19 protein-coding genes, 1 riboswitch and 1 other annotated feature are annotated in these 17,335 nt (G+C 49.6%); of the genes, 8 read left to right on the top strand and 11 right to left on the bottom strand.

Going from position 1 to position 17,335, the window contains the following annotated elements:
* Positions 1-37: 37 nt before the first annotated feature.
* The gene (locus G3255_RS01550; RefSeq protein WP_211652977.1) at positions 38-646 is read right to left on the bottom strand and encodes an anthranilate synthase component II; all 609 of its coding nucleotides are present in this window, start codon (positions 644-646) and stop codon (positions 38-40) included.
* Entirely contained in the window at positions 643-1,995 is a 1,353-nt protein-coding gene (trpE, locus tag G3255_RS01545; protein ID WP_211652976.1) for an anthranilate synthase component I, read from the bottom strand. The genes G3255_RS01550 and trpE overlap by 4 nt, the downstream gene beginning before the upstream one ends.
* A 78-nt stretch (positions 1,996-2,073) precedes the next feature.
* Positions 2,074-2,276: a binding site (T-box leader), on the bottom strand.
* Positions 2,277-2,466: 190 nt separating this feature from the next.
* Here trpE and G3255_RS01540 point away from each other — a divergent pair.
* Genes G3255_RS01540 through G3255_RS01530 form a run of 3 tightly spaced genes read left to right on the top strand, consistent with a single transcriptional unit; the run spans position 2,467 to position 5,435 of the window.
* Entirely contained in the window at positions 2,467-3,726 is a 1,260-nt protein-coding gene (locus G3255_RS01540; protein ID WP_211652975.1) for an ABC transporter substrate-binding protein, read from the top strand.
* Positions 3,727-3,733: 7 nt separating this feature from the next.
* The gene (locus tag G3255_RS01535) at positions 3,734-4,609 is read left to right on the top strand and encodes a carbohydrate ABC transporter permease (RefSeq protein WP_211652974.1); all 876 of its coding nucleotides are present in this window, start codon (positions 3,734-3,736) and stop codon (positions 4,607-4,609) included.
* A 16-nt stretch (positions 4,610-4,625) separates the two neighbouring features.
* Positions 4,626-5,435, top strand: coding sequence for a carbohydrate ABC transporter permease (locus G3255_RS01530; protein ID WP_211652973.1), 810 nt, complete (start codon positions 4,626-4,628; stop codon positions 5,433-5,435).
* A 37-nt stretch (positions 5,436-5,472) separates the two neighbouring features.
* On the opposite strand, the gene G3255_RS01525 is transcribed toward G3255_RS01530, so the two are convergent.
* The 3 genes from G3255_RS01525 to G3255_RS01515 form a co-directional block, all read right to left on the bottom strand.
* Positions 5,473-6,096, bottom strand: coding sequence for a cell wall hydrolase (locus tag G3255_RS01525; RefSeq protein ID WP_211652972.1), 624 nt, complete (start codon positions 6,094-6,096; stop codon positions 5,473-5,475).
* A gap of 233 nt (positions 6,097-6,329) precedes the next feature.
* Positions 6,330-6,863, bottom strand: coding sequence for a dihydrofolate reductase family protein (locus tag G3255_RS01520; RefSeq protein ID WP_211652971.1), 534 nt, complete (start codon positions 6,861-6,863; stop codon positions 6,330-6,332).
* 55 nt (positions 6,864-6,918) lie between these two features.
* Positions 6,919-7,194, bottom strand: coding sequence for a hypothetical protein (locus G3255_RS01515; RefSeq protein WP_249222038.1), 276 nt, complete (start codon positions 7,192-7,194; stop codon positions 6,919-6,921).
* A 127-nt stretch (positions 7,195-7,321) separates the two neighbouring features.
* On the opposite strand from G3255_RS01515, the gene G3255_RS01510 reads away from it, so the two are divergent.
* Positions 7,322-7,822, top strand: coding sequence for a metallophosphoesterase family protein (locus G3255_RS01510; RefSeq protein WP_211652970.1), 501 nt, complete (start codon positions 7,322-7,324; stop codon positions 7,820-7,822).
* Positions 7,823-7,902: 80 nt separating this feature from the next.
* Here the strand turns inward: G3255_RS01510 and G3255_RS01505 are convergent, their stop codons facing one another.
* The gene (locus tag G3255_RS01505) at positions 7,903-8,754 is read right to left on the bottom strand and encodes an STAS domain-containing protein (protein WP_249222037.1); all 852 of its coding nucleotides are present in this window, start codon (positions 8,752-8,754) and stop codon (positions 7,903-7,905) included.
* Positions 8,755-8,941: 187 nt separating this feature from the next.
* Here G3255_RS01505 and G3255_RS01500 point away from each other — a divergent pair, with 187 nt between their 5' ends.
* Positions 8,942-10,135, top strand: coding sequence for a hypothetical protein (locus G3255_RS01500; RefSeq protein ID WP_211652969.1), 1,194 nt, complete (start codon positions 8,942-8,944; stop codon positions 10,133-10,135).
* A 70-nt stretch (positions 10,136-10,205) separates the two neighbouring features.
* Here G3255_RS01500 and G3255_RS01495 read toward each other — a convergent pair whose 3' ends face one another.
* From G3255_RS01495 to G3255_RS01480, 4 genes are all read right to left on the bottom strand, one after another.
* Positions 10,206-10,607 (bottom strand): thiol-disulfide oxidoreductase DCC family protein, encoded by a 402-nt coding sequence (locus G3255_RS01495; RefSeq protein WP_058382030.1) that lies wholly within the window; start codon positions 10,605-10,607, stop codon positions 10,206-10,208.
* Between the two features lie 40 nt (positions 10,608-10,647).
* A complete protein-coding gene (locus G3255_RS01490) occupies positions 10,648-11,013 on the bottom strand; it encodes a nuclear transport factor 2 family protein (protein WP_211652968.1) in 366 nt (121 codons plus the stop codon).
* Positions 11,014-11,079: 66 nt separating this feature from the next.
* Positions 11,080-11,631 carry a TraR/DksA C4-type zinc finger protein gene (locus G3255_RS01485; protein ID WP_211652967.1) on the bottom strand — a complete coding sequence of 184 codons (552 nt, stop codon included), beginning with the start codon at positions 11,629-11,631 and terminating at the stop codon, positions 11,080-11,082.
* A 77-nt stretch (positions 11,632-11,708) separates the two neighbouring features.
* Positions 11,709-12,638 carry a phosphotransferase family protein gene (locus tag G3255_RS01480; protein WP_211652966.1) on the bottom strand — a complete coding sequence of 310 codons (930 nt, stop codon included), beginning with the start codon at positions 12,636-12,638 and terminating at the stop codon, positions 11,709-11,711.
* Between the two features lie 196 nt (positions 12,639-12,834).
* On the opposite strand from G3255_RS01480, the gene G3255_RS01475 reads away from it, so the two are divergent.
* The 3 genes from G3255_RS01475 (at position 12,835) to G3255_RS01465 (ending at position 16,418) form a co-directional block, all read left to right on the top strand.
* Positions 12,835-14,163: a cytochrome P450 gene (locus G3255_RS01475; protein WP_211652965.1), complete on the top strand. Its 1,329-nt coding sequence runs from the start codon at positions 12,835-12,837 to the stop codon at positions 14,161-14,163.
* Between the two features lie 974 nt (positions 14,164-15,137).
* Positions 15,138-15,185: riboswitch (PreQ1 riboswitch) on the top strand.
* 96 nt (positions 15,186-15,281) lie between these two features.
* Positions 15,282-15,776 (top strand): preQ(1) synthase, encoded by a 495-nt coding sequence (gene queF / locus G3255_RS01470; RefSeq protein ID WP_058382035.1) that lies wholly within the window; start codon positions 15,282-15,284, stop codon positions 15,774-15,776.
* A gap of 12 nt (positions 15,777-15,788) precedes the next feature.
* Entirely contained in the window at positions 15,789-16,418 is a 630-nt protein-coding gene (locus G3255_RS01465; RefSeq protein ID WP_211652964.1) for a queuosine precursor transporter, read from the top strand.
* Positions 16,419-16,469: 51 nt separating this feature from the next.
* Here G3255_RS01465 and G3255_RS01460 read toward each other — a convergent pair whose 3' ends face one another.
* On the bottom strand, positions 16,470-17,318 hold the full coding sequence (locus tag G3255_RS01460; RefSeq protein WP_211652963.1) for an endonuclease/exonuclease/phosphatase family protein: 849 nt from the start codon (positions 17,316-17,318) through the stop codon (positions 16,470-16,472).
* Between the last annotated feature and the right edge of the window lie 17 nt (positions 17,319-17,335).

The raw sequence follows: 17,335 nt of genomic DNA, 5'->3' as shown, positions 1-17,335 counted from the left end.
CCCGCATTAGCGGGCAGCTGTTATTATGTCCATATGTTTAATCACGATCGGCTTGTTGCGTGTGCAGCCGGCTTTCACGTGCAAGTTCCACAAATCTTGCCATCATATCGGTGCCTTCCGGCGTCCCGATCGATTCCGGATGGAACTGCAGTCCGTAGACCGGATACTCTTTAAGTTTGATTGCCATGACGGTGCCGTCATCCAGCGCTTCCGCCTGCACGTCAAAACAATCCGGCATGGATGCTTTTTCGATGGCCAGCGAATGATAGCGCATGACCGGGACGTGCTCTTCCATGCCGTCGAACAAATCCGTTCCGCTATGGGACAGCTCGGAAACTTTGCCGTGACGAATGACCGGAGCTTCGGTCACACGCCCTCCGAATGCTTCCCCGAGCAATTGCTGGCCGAGGCAGATGCCTAGGATCGGCACATCGCGGTGAAGCGCTCGGATCAACTCGATCGATTCGGGTACATCTCTCGGATGGCCGGGCCCTGGAGACAGAACGATTGCTTGCGCTTGTTTGCCGCGGATTTCATCCAGGCTCAACTGACCGTAACGCACGACTTCCACTTCTTCACCGAGACCTGCAATCGCTTGATAGATATTATATGTGAATGAATCGTAATGATCGATTAATAGAATCATCCGAACACCTCCGTCAACGAACGCGCTTTATGGAGCGTTTCCTCATATTCGGCTTGCGGTTCGGAATCGAAGACGATGCCCGCTCCCGCCTGGACGTGGACAGTGCCGTCTTTGACAACGAATGTCCGGATGGCGAGCGCCACATCGAGATTGCCGTTGAAGCCGAGGTAACCGACAGCGCCGCCGTAGACACCGCGCCGCTCTTCTTCAAACTGTTGAATGAGCTGCAGCGCACGCACTTTCGGGGCGCCGGATACCGTGCCAGCCGGCAGGCAGGAAACAAGCGCATCTAACGGGTGCATCGCGCCTTCTAGTTCACCGGTCACTTCCGACACGATGTGCATGACGTGCTGGTATTTCTCGATGACCATGTATTTCGGGATCGCGACCGTACCGACTTTTGCGACGCGGCCGACGTCATTGCGGCTGAGGTCAACGAGCATTTGGTGCTCTGCGCGCTCTTTTTCATCCCCCAGCAATTCATTCTCAAGCGCTGTATCTTCCGCTTCGGTCTTGCCACGTTTTCTTGTGCCGGCGATGGGATTGGTAACCATCTCGCCGCCACGGATCGTCAATAGGCTTTCAGGCGAAGCGCCAACGACGGCATAGTCGCCAAAGTCGATATAAAATTGGTAAGGCGACGGATTTTGCTTGCGCAGTTTCCGATATAAGGTGAAAGCATCACCCTGGTAATCCGCAGACAAACGCTGCGACAATACCAACTGGAACACTTCCCCTTTACGGATTTCCTGTTTGGCCAGTTCGACTTGTTCGCGGAACCGTTCAGCCGTCGTTGTAGAATGAAAATTTAAGGTTTCCGACTGGTCGCCCATTTCTTTCTCCGCTGTCCGCTCAAGCTGTTCTGCGATCTCATTTGCACGCCCTTCAAACGAGATGACCGTCACATCATGGCGGACATGGTCGAACACGACGATTGTTTCGTATAGCTGCAAATGGATATCCGGCATGTTCAGGCTATCTTTACGGGCGCTCTCAACGGGTTCATACGCCGCGATGGCATCATAGCCGATATAGCCGATTGCTCCACCGGTAAACGGCAAGCCTTCGATATCGCGATCGTCTTTCGGCATCAATTCCTTGATCCGCTCGAGCGGGCGCCCTTGTTCTGTTGAACGCTCGCCGCTGCGGTAATCGACCACTTCCAACTGGTCCTTCAATCCGATAAATGCTTTTGACGGATCCGCCGCAATAAATGAATAGCGGCCGCTTGCGCTTGTTTTCAGCGAGCTTTCCAGCAGGCATTTGTATGGCCCTTGCAAGCGGTTGAACACCATAATCGGCGTCAAGCTGTCTCCTTCTACTCTCTTGATCTGTACATCTCTTCTCATCTCGGCTCAACTCCTCTTTCTTTCGGGCACCGCCGGTTCAATACAAAAAGCCCCCTGCACGAAATATGATCATTTCGTACAGAGGACGGATCGACCGCGGTGCCACCTCATCTTGAAGCTCTCAGCTTCCACTTGAACCCCAGTAACGCGGGGCAGACGGGCCTTCTTTTCAGATGGCCACTCATAAGTCCATTCACGCATGTGCCCCACCGGTTTCCAGCTGTCCCCGGCTCTCTGTCAGAAGTTATCCATGCGCTACTTTTCTTATTCAACGTTTTGTTATGTGGCGCTTTGTTTCCGCAGTCCTGTAAAGTTGCCGCGCAATTAAAAGCTTGTGACCATCTTATGGAATTCGGAGCCGTCTGTCAACTGAAAGCAAACGCTTAATTTAGATAATTCTGTATTTATAAGAAGATTTGGGTTATAAATATAGTAGAAGAATGTTTTTAAAATCGAAGGGGGTATCAGAAAATGAAAAACAAACTTTGGCTGGCAACAGGAACAGTAGGACTCGGGCTTATACTCGGCGCTTGTGCAGGCGAAAGCGGAGGCGAGGACACTTCTTCTGAGAGCGGCGACGCGACACAGATCAGCTTTATGCACTGGCGCGGAGAAGACAAAGCCGTGCTCGATGAAATCATTGCCGATTTCGAAGAAGCGAACCCTGATATTCGCGTAGAGCAGAACATCTATCCGTCCGACCAATACCAGGCAACGGCACAACGCATGCTGCAGGAAGGTTCGACAGGAGACGTTTTCACTTCTTTCCCAGGCGCACAATTTGAATCGATCCAAAGCGCCGGCTTTTTTGAAGACTTGAGCGGAGAAGAATTCGTCTCGAATTTTGACGAAAGCCTGATCGCTGTCGGCCAGAAAGACGACGCGCAGTATGCCTTGCCTTATCAATTGGTCTTCAATATGCCCGTCTATAACAAAGGCATGTTTGACGAACTTGGGCTAGAAGTGCCGAAAAGCTGGACAGAATTCCAGGAAATGGCCGATACCCTACTTGAAAACGACATCACGCCGATCGCTTTCCCAGGCGCTGACATCGGGCCGAACCAATTTATGAACAGCATGATGATGAACAATGCGCCGGATGAAGAGGTTTTCCAAAAACTTCAGAACGGCGAAGAGTCCTTGACGAATGAATGGTGGGTCAAGACGCTGGAAGACTTTAAACTTCTCGCGGACAAAGGCTATATCCAGGACGATGCCCTCGGCACCAACCAGGATTCCGCCATGGCGATGGTAGCAAACGAGGAAGCAGCCATGCTTGCGACCGGTTCTTACCATATGAATTCCCTGCTCGACTTGAACCCGGACCTTGAACTCGACTTGCTCGCGCCAATTACAGTGGAAGAAAGCGAAGCCACTTACGAAGGCATCAATACGGCTACGTTCATGCTGGCCGTCAACAGCAATTCCGATAAGAAAGACCAGGCAAAAGCGTTCATCGACTATTTGAGCCAGCCGGAAGTGGCTTCCAAATACGCCAATGAAACGGGGCAGCATTTGACTGTCAACGACGTCGAATACGAGTCCGAAGCCTTACAGAACACCTCGTATTGGATCGACGAGCGCAATACGCGCTTCCAGCCGCGCTTTTTGATCACTAACGCCCAAATTGAAGATGCAGTCCTCAGTTCAATTGAAAATGTTCTTGGGGGCGAAGATCCAATGGCGGCGGCTGAAGCAGCCCAGCAAATTGTAGAAGAAAACAGGGAATAACCAGTCCATGAGAATCTCCAAATCCATCTACCTGTTCTTTCTTCCGGGGCTTGTCCTTTACAGCTTGTTCTTTTTGTATCCAACCATCAGCGCCCTGTTTTATTCCTTTACTGACTGGGATGGCTTAAGTACCGCCTTCCAGTTTGTCGGCATCGACAATTACACCCGCGCATTTACGGGCGATTCGATTTTCCAGAAAACGATCGGCAATAACTTGAAGTTCATGCTGACGGTCGTCGTGTTCCAGACGCTTGTCGCGCTTGCTTTTGCGCTAATCGTCATCAAGAATACGAAAACGAACGTATTTCTCCGTGCGCTTTACTTTTTCCCGACCATCCTTTCTTCGGTATCGGTCGCGTTCATCTGGGCGTTCATCTACGATCCGTCGATGGGCATCCTGAATCAAATGCTCGAGCTCATCGGCCTTGATTTCCTTGCACAAAACTGGCTCGGTAATTCCAATATCGCGATTTACTCGCTGGCCATCACGCAAGTGTGGTTCCATGCGGGACAGATGCTGATCATCTTTGTCGCGGGGCTTCAAGCCATTCCAGAGGAACTGTATGAAGTGGCAAAAATCGAAGGCGCCAGCAAGTGGCAGACATTCAAAAGCGTCACTTGGCCGCTGCTTGCACCGTCCGCCACCATCGTCGTCGCCTACACGACCATCCAATCGTTTAAAGCATTCGATTTGGTGTTCGCCATGACCGGCGGCGGGCCGAACAACTCCACTGAAATCATCGCGACTTATATTTACGACGTTGCATTCAAGAGCTATCAATTCGGCTACGCTTCTGCGATTTCCATCATTTTCATGGTTATCATTGCGTTGATTACGTATCTACAGTTCAAAGCCTTGCGCTCAGACCGCGTATCTTACTAGAAAGGGGGCGGCAACTTTGCTGTTCAGGAAATTCTCACTGCTCATCTATGCGCTGCTGATCCTGATTCCATTAGTGGTCGTCCTGTTGACGTCCGTTAAAACACTTCAGGAAACATTCCGCGACCCGCTCGGCTTGCCTGACGGCGGCTTTAAGTTCGATAATTATGTCGCGATTTTCCAGGAACAAACGATGGCGGGCTATTTTCTCAATAGCACCATCGTTACCTTGTTCTCGGTGTCGTTCACTCTGCTGCTCGCCGCGATGGTCGCATTCGGCATTACGCGCATGAATAATTGGATCGGCAATGTGCTGTTCGCTGTGTTCACGCTCGGCATGATGGTACCGGCACAAGTCATCATGGTGCCGCTGTATTCGCTCATGCTGGATTTGGGGCTGACGAATAGTCTCATTGGGCTGATTCTCGTCAACATTTCCTCGACTTTGCCGATAGCCGTTTTCATCTTGACCGGCTTTATGAAAACTTTACCGAAAGAATTGTTCGAAGCGTCCACCATCGACGGGGCCGGCAATTGGAAGATGTTCACGAAAGTGGCGATTCCGTTATCCTTGCCCTCCATCTCGGCTACAGCAATTTTCCTGTTCGTCATGCACTGGAATGACCTTTTGTACCCGCTTCTGTTCATCACGGACAACGCCTACAAAACCTTGCCGCTCGCACTACTTGAGTTTCAAGGACAATATTCCACCAATTATCCGATGCTGTTCACTGGCGTTATCATCGCCTCAGCACCGATGGTCATCGCCTATGTCTTCCTGCAGCGCTACTTCGTCGCAGGCATCACAGCCGGTGCGGTCAAAGGATAACAAAAAGCCTCCGGAATTTTTCCGGAGGCTTTTCTTATTATCTGGCAAAGACATGCTTGCCGATTTTCTTGATGGTCGAACGAGTGAAGATCCACTGATCAGTTGCCGTGACCGGGTTGTAATAGTATGTCGCGCCGGAAGATGGATCCCAGCCTATCGCCGCTTCCCGTACAGCACGGTAAGCGGAAGCGTTTGGCGTCAGCCAATACTGCCCATCATTCACTGCCGTAAAAGCGTTGCGCTGGAAAATGACGCCATATGTGCTGCTTGGGAAGGCGCCGGATTGCACACGGTTCATAATGACTGCCGCTACCGCAACTTTTCCTTCAAAGATTTCCCCGCGGGCTTCACCGTGAACAGTGCGTGCCATCATGTCGACTTGCTTCATCTTTTCGCGTGTCATCGGTCCGGTAAAGCCGGTTGCTTTCACGCCGAAATCGCGTTGGAATTGGACTACGGCATCTTTCGTGATCGATCCGTAATACCCAGTCGGCGCAACGTGAAAATAGCCGAGTTTTTGAAGTTTGGCTTGGAGCTCTGTAACTTCGCTTCCGGAAACGCCTTCGTGTAAATCGGGCGCATGAGCGGAAACTGCAGAATGTGAAAATGTTAGAAAGAAAATTGCTGCTAAACTGAATAAGAGCACTTTAAGTGTTTTCATGCTTCCTCTCCTTTTCCTTTTTGACAAGAATCGACAATTGATTCCTTTTAAAGTATATCTTTGGCAAATATTAAACACAATATGACGGAGTTACTTTGTTTTCGAATTTTTCTATCTACTCGTAGGCCTTTCTATGTTCAGTGGATTCTTTAGACCTACAAAACTTCGCTTCCACCAGCGCAGAACCGAAAAAAGACGAGCTATGCGCCCGCCTTCTCTCAAAATATATCGATTCACTTTCTTCGTCTTGTATAATGCAATTGTGCGATTTGACCATCTTGGCCCACGCTTTTCAATGTGAAATCAAATTGCCGCTGCGCTTTTTGAAATAATGGGATGCCGTCCCCAAGCGTTACCGGCGCGATGGAAATGATAAATTCATCGACCAGGTCTTCTTGCAATAAACTCTCCAGCAATAAGCTGCCGCCGACTGGCCAGATGGTGCCCCCGGGTTGCTGCTTCAACTTTCTCACGATGCTGGCGGGGTCTTCCGATGTAAAGCTGATCTGGCCTTCGTCCTCTTTCGGATGGCTTGTGAATACATAGGAGCGCTGATCGACATAAGGAAATTCTCCGCTTTCCTGGGAGACCACCCATTCATAGGTGCGCCTGCCGAGCAAAATGGTATCGACCGTTTCGATGAATTGCTGATACCCCGCATCCCCATCCATTTCCACATCCAATAGCCAGTCCAGTGTCTCTTCGGGATCGGCGATATAACCGTCCAAACTTTGTGCGATATAACAAATGACTTTCCGTTCAGCCATCGCAATTGCCTCCTTCAGCCCTTGGTTATTGCCGCTTTCTTCGTCGTTCACCCAATCAGGATTCGAGTTCTTCCAATTGCTTCTTTGTTTGCGGGAAAGCATTCGCTTGCCATTCCGAACGATAAGCCGAATCCAATTGGGTTAGCCCCTCTTCCGCACGGTCATAAGGAGCGTTAACACTTTCCTCATGGTCGATTTCGTAGCTATTGTGCATATCGCTGTCTTCGTATACCCAAATATTGCGCTTTTTCCCATTATAAGCCTTTAGCAAGACCAATCCTGCGCCGAGTGCCGCGCCTGATGCGATGAATTTTTTCATGTCGATGCCCATAACGATCCCTCCAACTTATTCTTTCTACCTTATCTTCCCCTTTTTCAACAGCCTTAACCTTTGCCACTTTTAGACGTATGCCCCAGAGTTTGGTAAAGTGGAACAAAATGATTCTGGAGGCGATTTGATGAAGAAAATAGTTATCGTATCTGATACGCATATTCCGAACCGCGGAAAAAAACTCCCTCAGCCGCTTGTCGACGCCTGTGATGGAGCCGACTTCATCATCCATGCCGGCGACTGGCAGGTACTCGATGTTTACCACGAATTATCAGCTTATGCTGAAACGGACGGCGTGGCAGGCAATGTCGACCCTTGGGACATCGTGGACCGTTTCGGACGCAAAAAGATTTTCACGTTCGGCGACTTGAAAATCGGCGTTGTCCACGGAGACGGCATACGCAAAACGACCGAACAGCGGGCTCTGGATAGTTTTGAAGGCGAAAAAGTCGACATCATTGTTTTTGGCCATTCCCATCAGCCGCTCATGCGTGAAACGGACGGCCTGACTTTATTCAATCCCGGCTCACCGACCGATAAACGTCGCGAACCGCAATACTCATTCGGGCTGCTTGAAATTAATGATAGTTGGGAGCTCAAACACATTTTTTTCGATAAAGAAGATTAACAAAAGGCCATTTCCTATTTTAAAGGAAATGGCCTTTTGAACAGACCGAAGATAAGCCGCATCGGCAAAATCGACGTGTTTTAATCTATTTGAAAGCTGAAACCGAGTCGCTTGAGCGCTGTCTCGAGATTCGCCTCGATTATCGTCCCTTTTAATGCCTCGGCGAAATGAGGGACTTTCATCGCCATATAAGGCTGAATGCCTGTCACTACTGGTCGGACGCCGATCAACCTTAAAACCTTCACAAGTTTCAATAAATATTCACCGACCTGTGAATTGATCTGTGATACACCGGAGACATCGATCACCAGCACTTCGATGCCTTTTTCTGCACAACCATGCATGACATGGTCGATGATGGCCTGTGCCCTCAATGCCCTGACTTCGCCGATGATCGGCAAAATCGCTACTTTCCCGACAATGGGAACCAGCGGCGCAGCCAGCGATTCAATTTCCCCGTATGCCCGTTCGAGCTCTAAGACATACGTCAATAAAGTGGCGAGCGTTTCAAAGATGAACGGCAAATCCGCCGGCAGCTCGCATGGCCCATCGTCAAGGCCGCAGACAGTGCCATAGCTTGAACCGTCTTCATAAAAAATCGGCACACCGATAAAACACCCTGTTTCGAATCCATCCGCAATTCCCAGAGAACGTGTCAATTCATGTTCTCCAATATGTTCGATAATCAATGCCTGCGCCCCATGCTCGACGCTCAAAGCCGACAACATGCTTGGCAGGGGGGATGCTGCCCCCTCTTCAATTAAATGATGTTTCGTGTTATGTACCCTGATGATTTTTGAAACGCCAGCCTCTTGCTTCGCAATATAGAAGCTATTCATGCCTGCTTGTTTGCTGAGAATTTGGAGAATATACGAAGCCGCTTCGTCGAAATTACTAAAATCCCTTATTTTTTCCAGATTCATCCTCACCATTCAGCCATCTCCCCTCTCCAACAACTTGTCTTAAACCGAAACTCCGCTAGCTCTTTCATCTACCTTCATTATAACGCTCTTTATTATCTGAAATGTTTAAATTGTGTAACAAAATGAGTTTTTTTGACATGTTCATCATTTCCAAATAACGGGTATACCTTATCACAAGCGAAAAGGAGGCTCATCAATGAACAAAGAATGGGACATCGAATTATTGGAACAAACCGATAGCATGATTGCTTTTTCCTGGACACCGACGGATGAAGTTTCACAGATCAAAAAAGACGGAGAAATCGTCTATACAGGCACACAATCATCATTTCGCGATGAAGGTTTGAGTGCCGGCGAGTTGTTCTGTTACACGATAGAACGCCAAACCGCACAAGGCAGCTGGGTTACAGCCTTGAAACTTTTGACCGGCACCGAAAAGCGCGATCCCGATTGCATCAATCAATTGGAACAGATCGTCTTATCGACCATCGTTTCACGTGAGCGGATCTCACTCGCTTGGGGCGCAATCGACGGCATCGACGAATACGAAATTTATCGCGACGGCGAGCAAGTAGCGAAAATCGACAAGACCCAATTCACCGACCGGAATGTGCCGGAAGACCGTGAAGTGATATATTGGGTACGCGCAAGGCGCCCAGTCGAACGGGCCGAAAGCCCATTACGCAAAATCAAATCGCTCGCCGCTAATATATTCGGGGCATTGAACCTGGGTTCGTCGCAAGAACAGGCGGCCGTAGAAAAATTCTGGCTGTCGAAAAAAATCGCCCCGCTCAATCAATTGCTCAAGGAGGGCCAAGGCAAGCCTCCCGAGCTAAAATGGCATTTGCGTTATCTAACCTTTTTGCCCGATGATGTTTTGAAAAATCCCAACCTGACATCACCGAACCCTTATTTCCAGGGCGATAACCGCACATTCGACCCTGAATCCAAACATTATCGCTCACTCACCAATTCCATCGTCAACCTGGCACAACAACACAGCACATTCGATTTCGACAAAGATATCGGTACCAGCATCGCTTATAATTGGCGCCAGAAATTCCGTAAAGCGGATGTCGCTTCGAGTGAAGGCGTCGATGCAAAAATATCGGAAGAAACACCACTGAAAACCGAAATCCTACTCACCCACAGCGTCGGAAACCCGCTGACGACATCGCCGAATATCGATTATGAACTATCGGCAACATTTTACCGAAACGGCGTATATGATTTCATCGGGGTCCATGACCAGTCGCCGAATCACGAGATTTACTTGAAACTTGGGGACGGTGGGACATGGCAGCCGCTTCACCAGACCGAAAGCGAAGGGCTTGCCTGGATGGCCGATCCAATCGCGGCCCATTATTGGCGCTTTTCGAATTTCCTATAATGAACAACTATAAGACAGTTTCATATAAAAAAGGGCGGTTCCAGAAAAACTGGAACCGCCCTTTCTGTATTTAAAATTGATCCAAAAAACGCTTGCGGATATGCGGAGGCGGCAGCATGCAGCTGTCGAGCTTGCCGAATACTTTATAGCGGTTTTTTGCGATGACGTCGTATGCGCCGTCGCGAAGTACGCGCGGGAATGGCTGAAGATGATACGCCAGTTTCCAAAGGCCCGTCAAATGGTGTGAAATCTTGAGCGCACCTTCTGACTTCACGTACGCTTCGCCTCCTTCAATCAACACCAGGCTGTCAACGTCGTCCGGGACATTGTGCTTTTTGGAAAGCTCTTGTCCGATTTCGCTTTGCAGGGAAGCGAATTGAAAATAACCTGCCGGGTCATGATTGATGATGAACTGCACACTGGAATCGCAGAAATTGCAATCTCCATCGAATAACACAATCGCATGCTCCATAGATTATCCTCCTTTAACTAATGCCTGTCTTTCATTTTCCCTATTCCCATTTCTTGAAACCATCTGTCTTCGTTCCTTGATGGAAGAACAGCTTCCAGCCGTCCTGGCGTTTTTTCCATACTGAGCTGCGGTGGCTCCATATCCCTGTCGTCCGGTTCTCCAATACATATATTGTCAGGACCGACTCCGGGCCGAGAGACTTTGCTTCAAAGCGGGAAATGCGATAGTCATCTTTTTGCAAATCATAGTCCCCATTAAAGTCGGAACGCTGGCAAGTTCCTCCCGACATGCCAAATTCGAAAAACTCAGCATCCAGGATGTCGGCCATATTCCGGTTCAATCCTCTGGCCACCGGTGCCAGATGGCTGTTCTCCAACGCCAAGAATTGTTTCTGCAAGTGTTCCATCCAGACGCCTCTTTCCTGTATTTTTTTTTTGGAAGAAAAAAAGCCCCGGCAAGCGCCGGGACTAGCTTATTTAAATTGTTCGTCTTCTTCTGCCTCGTTGTCTTTATAGAAATCTTCCTGGTCTTCACCTGGCTGGTCTTGAGGGCCGTCCGAGGAACCGAAATTCTCGACATCTTCAAAGCTGTTGTCGTAATCACGGATTCGACTGTCTTCCGTTTTGGCCGGGCGGTCTGTTGACGATCCGATGACATCTTCTTCTGATGGGCGGCTTTCCAAATCCAAGCTATGGTCGGCGTGGTCGATGCAAGTCAGTGCAGTAGGAATGGCTTCAAGCCGCTCATACGGAATGTCTTTACCGCATACTGCACATTTTCCATACGTACCGTCCTCAATGGCTTTAAGCGCAGCCACTACATCATCATGCTCTTCTTCCTTGAACTGCTCCATCGCCATTCCGCGTTCCTGGTCATACAAATCAGTGGCGTTATCGCCTGGGTGATTATCGTAATTGGATAATTCGCTAGTTTCGAATTCCTCTGTATGTTCCATTCGTTGCTCGAGCGATTTCAATTGCGCTTCGAGTTCTTGCTTCAAGTTCTTTTGCTGTTCGTCCGTCATTATGACTCCTCCTCCAAATACTTGCTTGTGCTATATATATTGCCTTTCTCGGAGAAATCAAACCTCAGGCCCACAGCTCAGAAATCATCGAAGCGGTCCATCAAGCTCATCAAATACTCATCCAAGCGGTAACGAACCAATTCATCGGACAAACCGGTCATGCCGAACGTCTTCCATCCAGGGTAGACTGCCGGGCTGCCATCCAAGGTATCGATCAGCGACAGCAAATCCCAATACGGATCGTAAGCAAACGATTCACCGGCATGGCGTTCGTAAGCATCCAAAAATTCATTTGCGACCCGTGTGCCGTAAAGCTGGGCCAAGTTGACGCGGCAATGCCCGACATCGACCCCCGCCGGCCCGCGGCACGTATTGACCCAATCGACAACGCTGCTGACGCGCCCCTCTTCCCACAGAATATTTCCCGGGTGATAATCGCGATGGATCAAGCAATACTCAACCGGCGGACCACCCGCGGCTACGATATAAAATGCGCGCATCCAATCGCCTTCTACACGCGACCACTTCGGCCGCTCGAGGCGCCGTGCATCATTATAGGCGAAATATTCATAAGGAAAGCTTTCCGCTTTATGGCGATGGATTTCAGCAAGCGTTTCAGCAAGCCCATCAAGCCAGGCTGAATCGTAGGCGGGCGGCAAGATGACCGCTCCTGGAACTTTCGTCATCAATACGGCTGGCATGCCGCATGCTTCGCCGCTTTCATCGAACGCTAAAATATGCGGAGCCGGAATGTCCGCTTTTTCTGCAAGCTCCAGGCTCATCGCTTCATGCTTTGCCAAATCAGGTTCCTGGTCGAGCCACTCCCCTTTATGGTGAAGCCGCAATACGACGCTTTGCTGTTCTCCATCTTTGCTAGCGCGAATTTCATAAAGCAGTGAAGAAGTCCCGCCTTCCAAGGGAACAGCTTCTTCTAGCACTGCTCCCGGCCATTTCGACTCGACCCATTCGAGTGCTTGGCGGGATAAGCCGCCGAATCCATTTGTCATCCTTGCCGCTCCTTTCAGCCTATCTTTTGCTTTAAGTGTACCATGAAAAAACGCCTACTCCAGCTTTTTGATATGCACCATCCGGAAATTCGAGAGGCGTTTACCCAAGCGCCAGAAGGGTATGGTTTCCTACAATGACTATTCAACTTAACAGGTGAATCCCCCGCATTGAACATACTGAAGGAGCTGACGTTACATGAAAGTGAAGCACCCGATCCCGAAAGCAAAAGAATTGGACAATACCTTATCCCTTCTCGGCGAAGGATTCGATTTCCTGCCCGGCCGCCGCAAAGAACTTGGCTCGGATATTTTCGAAACCCGCTTGATGGGGAAAAAGGTAGTGTGCATGGCCGGCGAAGAAGCGGCTGAACTGTTCTACAATAATGATTATTTCAAACGCAGCGGCGCAGCGCCGCTTCCGCTTGAGCAAACGCTATTCGGACGAGGTGCGGTCCACGGCCGCGACGGCGAAGACCATCACCAGCAAAAGCGCATGTTCCTGTCGATGATGACACCTGAGCGTTTGGAAGATGCCAAACGCATGATGATCCAAGAACTCGATGCCAAGGCCGAACAATGGGAGCAGATGGACGAAGTCGTCCTATTGGATGAAATCGAAGAAATCTTCACGCGCTCCATGATCCACTGGGCAGGGCTTCCGATGAAAGAAAGTGAAGTCAAGCAGCGCACATGGGAACTCGTGACGATGGTCGATTCATTCGGCCTCACTGAAGGGCGCTACCTTGAAGGCATGAAAGCGCGCAATGCGCACGAAGACTGGCTGAAAAAAATCATCAAGCAAATCCGTAAAGGCGAATACAATCCGCCGGCCTATACGGCAGCGTATATCGTCGCCCATCACCGGTCACCGAACGGCAAGCTGCTCGACCTCGAGACGGCAGCTGTCGATTTGAATAATGCCTACCGCCCGATGATCGCTACAGCTTATTTTATCGTCTTCGGCGTCATGGCGATGCACGAAAATCCGGTCACGCGCGGCAAACTGCAGGCAGACGAAAACAATTACAGCCACAATTTCGCCCAGGAAGTGCGCCGTTATTATCCGTTCGCACCGGTTATGGCAGCGATCTCCAAAAAAGATTTCAACTGGAACGGCGTCCATTTCAAAAAAGACATGCGCGTCATCCTGGACCTTTACGGCACGAACCATCACCCGGACTCTTGGGACAACGCCGATGAATTCATTCCAGAACGTTTCAGTACATGGAACGGCAGCCCGTTCTCCTTCGTCCCTCAAGGCGGCGGCGACCACCATACCGGACACCGCTGCGCAGGCGAATGGATGACGGTCATGTATATGCAATCAATCTTCAAATATTTTGCGGAGAACTTGAAATACAGCGTGCCTGAACAAGACTTGTCCTACGACATGTCCCGCATGCCAACTATGCCAAAAAGCCGCTTAATCTTAAAAGACGTGCAAAAACTGAAAAACCGCCCAGACAATGTGTTCTATCACGAACAGAAGAACACAACTGTGCAATCAGGGTGCCCATTCCATTAATAATGAAAAGCTAGAGATTCTGTCTCTAGCTTTTTTTATTTGCTGGAAAAGAAGATAGCGAGGGTTTGTTTGTGGAATCATTCCCGTTCATTAGTTGAGCTTCATGTTAGTAGTCGCCTCCCTGCTTTGGGTTGGCCTCTTGCCATAAGCCAGGAAGTACGCCTGTCTTACGGCATCGGCTCACCCGTGGCGCTGGGCGGCTAAGAGATTTCATTGTATATTGACTGTTTAAATTGATCTGCTTCTCTGCAAAGTTGCCGGCTAGTGGGGGAATCGCTTCCCAGATCAAGCGTGTGAGAAGATAGCGAGGGGTTGCTTGTCTCATTGTCCCGTAATTCTATTTGCGCTTCAGTTTAGTAGTCGCCGCCCTGCTTCGGGTTGGCCTCTTGCCATAAGCCAGGAAGAACACCTGTCTTATTGCGTCGGCTCACCCTTGGCGCTTGGCGGCTTAGAGATTTCAATGTGTGGAGCATGACTAAATAGATCTGCTTCTATAATCAGTTACCGGCTAGTGGGGAAATCGCTTCCTGGGACTTGGTGTCTAGGTTTAAGATACTTGAATAGAAAATTTTTAATTGGAACAAAATTTACAATTACATCTTTATTGATCAAGATGACTTGAGCTACAAAGCCCGACACATTTCCACACTTTTTATCGACTAGTTTTAATAAACGATCTTCCACTCTAAACACAGAGACGAAGTGGAAGGGGCCGACGCCTGGGGGACTGAGCGGGCTGGCGAGACAATTGTGCCGCGCTCTTTGGCACATTGGCTCAACACCCGCCCCCCGGCAAGCGTGCCCCTGCAACGCAGTCGAAAGGCGGAAGCTTTTCTACTCACTTCTCTACTATGTGTCTAAATGTTCGACCGCAAATTATAGATTAAAAGCCTACCCCCTTTCATTCCCAAACCAACAATTGACAGAACCGCCCCTATCTTATACGATAAGGCAGGAAATTAAATAACCCGGCAACGGGAGAGGTTCATAGCATTCCACCCTCTATAAAAAACTATGGATTTTGAAATCAAGCCGAATCCACATGCGATTCGGCTTTTCGTTTGTCCGAATTTTTTATAGCTCTCCCCCAGCCGGCCCATTATAAGGAGGCCACACACATGGCAGGAAGAAACGAAGAGACACTCGAGCATTTGTCTTTGCTCGGCAACCAGAACACGCGCTACAAATTTGAATACGACCCAGGCATTCTAGAAGCGATCGACAATCTCCACACGCGCGATTACTTCGTCAAATTCAATTGCCCGGAGTTCACTTCGCTGTGCCCGCAAACCGGCCAGCCGGATTTCGCGACGATTTACTTGAGCTTCATTCCCGACAAGAAACTCGTCGAAAGCAAAGCATTGAAGCTGTATTTGTTCAGCTTCCGCAACCACGGCGATTTCCATGAAGATGTCGTCAACATCATCATGAATGACTTAATCGAGCTGCTCGACCCGCGCTATATCGAAGTATGGGGCAAATTCACTCCGCGCGGCGGCTTGTCGATCGACCCGTACACGAACTATGGCAAGCCTGGCACGAAATACGAAGAAATGGCGACGTACCGGATGATGAACCACGACATGAATCCGGAAACGATCACCAACCGATAAGGAGAGCCGTTCATGCTACTTTATTTAAACGGCGCTTTTGTCGGTTTGCTCATCCTGTCGAATATCTTGGCCGTAAAATTATTTTCCATCAGTGAGTGGGCGGTGCTGCCAGCTGCAGTCATCGTCTATGTCTTCACGTTCCCCATCACTGACACGATTGCGGAAGTATACGGCAAAGAAGCCGCGCGCCAGACGGTCATGGCCGGATTTATCACGCAACTCGCGGCCCTGGCGTTCATCTTTGCGGCCATCCACTTGCCGTCTGCGCCATTTTTTGCGGACCAGGCAGCGTTCGAGTCGATTTTTTCGGCCGGCTTCCGGGTGACGCTTGCGAGCTTGGTGTCTTATTTCATCAGCCAAAACTTGGACGTCACGATTTTCCATAAATTAAAAGCCAGAAACGGCGAGTCGAAGTTATGGCTGCGCAATAATGCCTCGACGATGGTTAGCCAATTGGTGGATACGACGATTTTCATCACGATCGCTTTTTATGGGACGATGCCGCTGTCGGCTTTGGCCGCCATGATTTTGACGCAGTATGTATTCAAATGGATCGTTGCAGCAGCGGACACGCCGCTTGTCTATCTGCTCGTCAAACTCGCGCGCCGCTCCAAGACCACCACTCAAAAAAGCTTCGCTTGAGCGATCCATGCATAAAAAACCGCCGGCAATTTTGCCGGCGGTTTTTGGTTTTTAAATTTTTTGTTTGGATGGTTGAGCTGCAGGAACAATGATCGCAGCCGCGTCATGTTTCTGTGTCCAGACGAGCTCTACCGTGATCGGCAAATGATCCGATACAGCTGTTTCGATTTTCTCTGCATCCCGCACGTCAAAGCCGTGGTCGGCAAAAATATAATCGATGCGCGTCATTGGCTTAAACGATTCGCCGGTTTCGTGATTTTCATAAGGAGACGGATACGTATAGGCGTCGCCTCGCTTCGTTTTCAGGAAGACATCTGTCATGGTCCGGTGAATATGGGCCAAATGGCGATGTGTCGGCGGTGCATTGAAATCACCCGCAATGATTTTAGGAAAATGGCTTTTGCCTGCAATCTCTAATATTTCCGCAACGCTCATTTCAAGCTCTTCATCTTTCAACGCTAAATGGGTATTCAGCACTTTGAGGTATGTGCCCCCGACTTCAATTACTGTTTCGAGAACGCCTCGCTGCTCATTATTGTAAATATCGGTAACGACTTGCGTCAAAAAATGATTTTCTGCGTATTTGATTGGGTAAAGGCTTAACGTGGCATTGCCGTATTGGCGGTTCGGGCGTTCCGGATCATCCGGCGCTTGGTTCAGATTGGCGCCATATGCGGCGTACATCCCGAGCCGTTCGGATAGCCATTCGACCTGGTCCATATAAAAACTGCGGTCTGAAAAATAACGGTCGACTTCCTGGAGCGCTACAATGGTGGCCCCCGATGCTTCAATCACTTGTGCGGTTCTTTCTAAATCCACTTGGCCGTCCATTCCCATTCCATGAGCAATATTGAACGACATCACTTTCACTGTTGGTGTCCTGCTGGCATCGCCGTGCATGCGACCCTCTCCTTTTC

The organism is Planococcus sp. MSAK28401 (assembly GCF_018283455.1).
GTDB lineage: Bacteria > Bacillota > Bacilli > Bacillales_A > Planococcaceae > Planococcus > Planococcus alpniumensis.
The sequence above is the reverse complement of the archived record's forward strand: the minus strand, read 5'-3'. Positions and strand labels throughout refer to the sequence as shown.

Excerpts from the sequence above, each read along its gene's own strand:
- G3255_RS01550 (WP_211652977.1), bottom strand. The coding sequence starts at position 646 with ATGATTCTATTAATCGATCATTACGATTCATTCACATATAATATCTAT.
- trpE (WP_211652976.1), bottom strand. The coding sequence starts at position 1,995 with ATGAGAAGAGATGTACAGATCAAGAGAGTAGAAGGAGACAGCTTGACG.
- G3255_RS01540 (WP_211652975.1), top strand. The coding sequence starts at position 2,467 with ATGAAAAACAAACTTTGGCTGGCAACAGGAACAGTAGGACTCGGGCTT.
- G3255_RS01535 (WP_211652974.1), top strand. The coding sequence starts at position 3,734 with ATGAGAATCTCCAAATCCATCTACCTGTTCTTTCTTCCGGGGCTTGTC.
- G3255_RS01525 (WP_211652972.1), bottom strand. The coding sequence starts at position 6,096 with ATGAAAACACTTAAAGTGCTCTTATTCAGTTTAGCAGCAATTTTCTTT.
- G3255_RS01520 (WP_211652971.1), bottom strand. The coding sequence starts at position 6,863 with ATGGCTGAACGGAAAGTCATTTGTTATATCGCACAAAGTTTGGACGGT.
- G3255_RS01515 (WP_249222038.1), bottom strand. The coding sequence starts at position 7,194 with ATGGGCATCGACATGAAAAAATTCATCGCATCAGGCGCGGCACTCGGC.
- G3255_RS01510 (WP_211652970.1), top strand. The coding sequence starts at position 7,322 with ATGAAGAAAATAGTTATCGTATCTGATACGCATATTCCGAACCGCGGA.
- G3255_RS01505 (WP_249222037.1), bottom strand. The coding sequence starts at position 8,754 with ATGGTGAGGATGAATCTGGAAAAAATAAGGGATTTTAGTAATTTCGAC.
- G3255_RS01500 (WP_211652969.1), top strand. The coding sequence starts at position 8,942 with ATGAACAAAGAATGGGACATCGAATTATTGGAACAAACCGATAGCATG.
- G3255_RS01495 (WP_058382030.1), bottom strand. The coding sequence starts at position 10,607 with ATGGAGCATGCGATTGTGTTATTCGATGGAGATTGCAATTTCTGCGAT.
- G3255_RS01490 (WP_211652968.1), bottom strand. The coding sequence starts at position 11,013 with ATGGAACACTTGCAGAAACAATTCTTGGCGTTGGAGAACAGCCATCTG.
- G3255_RS01485 (WP_211652967.1), bottom strand. The coding sequence starts at position 11,631 with ATGACGGACGAACAGCAAAAGAACTTGAAGCAAGAACTCGAAGCGCAA.
- G3255_RS01480 (WP_211652966.1), bottom strand. The coding sequence starts at position 12,638 with ATGACAAATGGATTCGGCGGCTTATCCCGCCAAGCACTCGAATGGGTC.
- G3255_RS01475 (WP_211652965.1), top strand. The coding sequence starts at position 12,835 with ATGAAAGTGAAGCACCCGATCCCGAAAGCAAAAGAATTGGACAATACC.
- queF (WP_058382035.1), top strand. The coding sequence starts at position 15,282 with ATGGCAGGAAGAAACGAAGAGACACTCGAGCATTTGTCTTTGCTCGGC.
- G3255_RS01465 (WP_211652964.1), top strand. The coding sequence starts at position 15,789 with ATGCTACTTTATTTAAACGGCGCTTTTGTCGGTTTGCTCATCCTGTCG.
- G3255_RS01460 (WP_211652963.1), bottom strand. The coding sequence starts at position 17,318 with ATGCACGGCGATGCCAGCAGGACACCAACAGTGAAAGTGATGTCGTTC.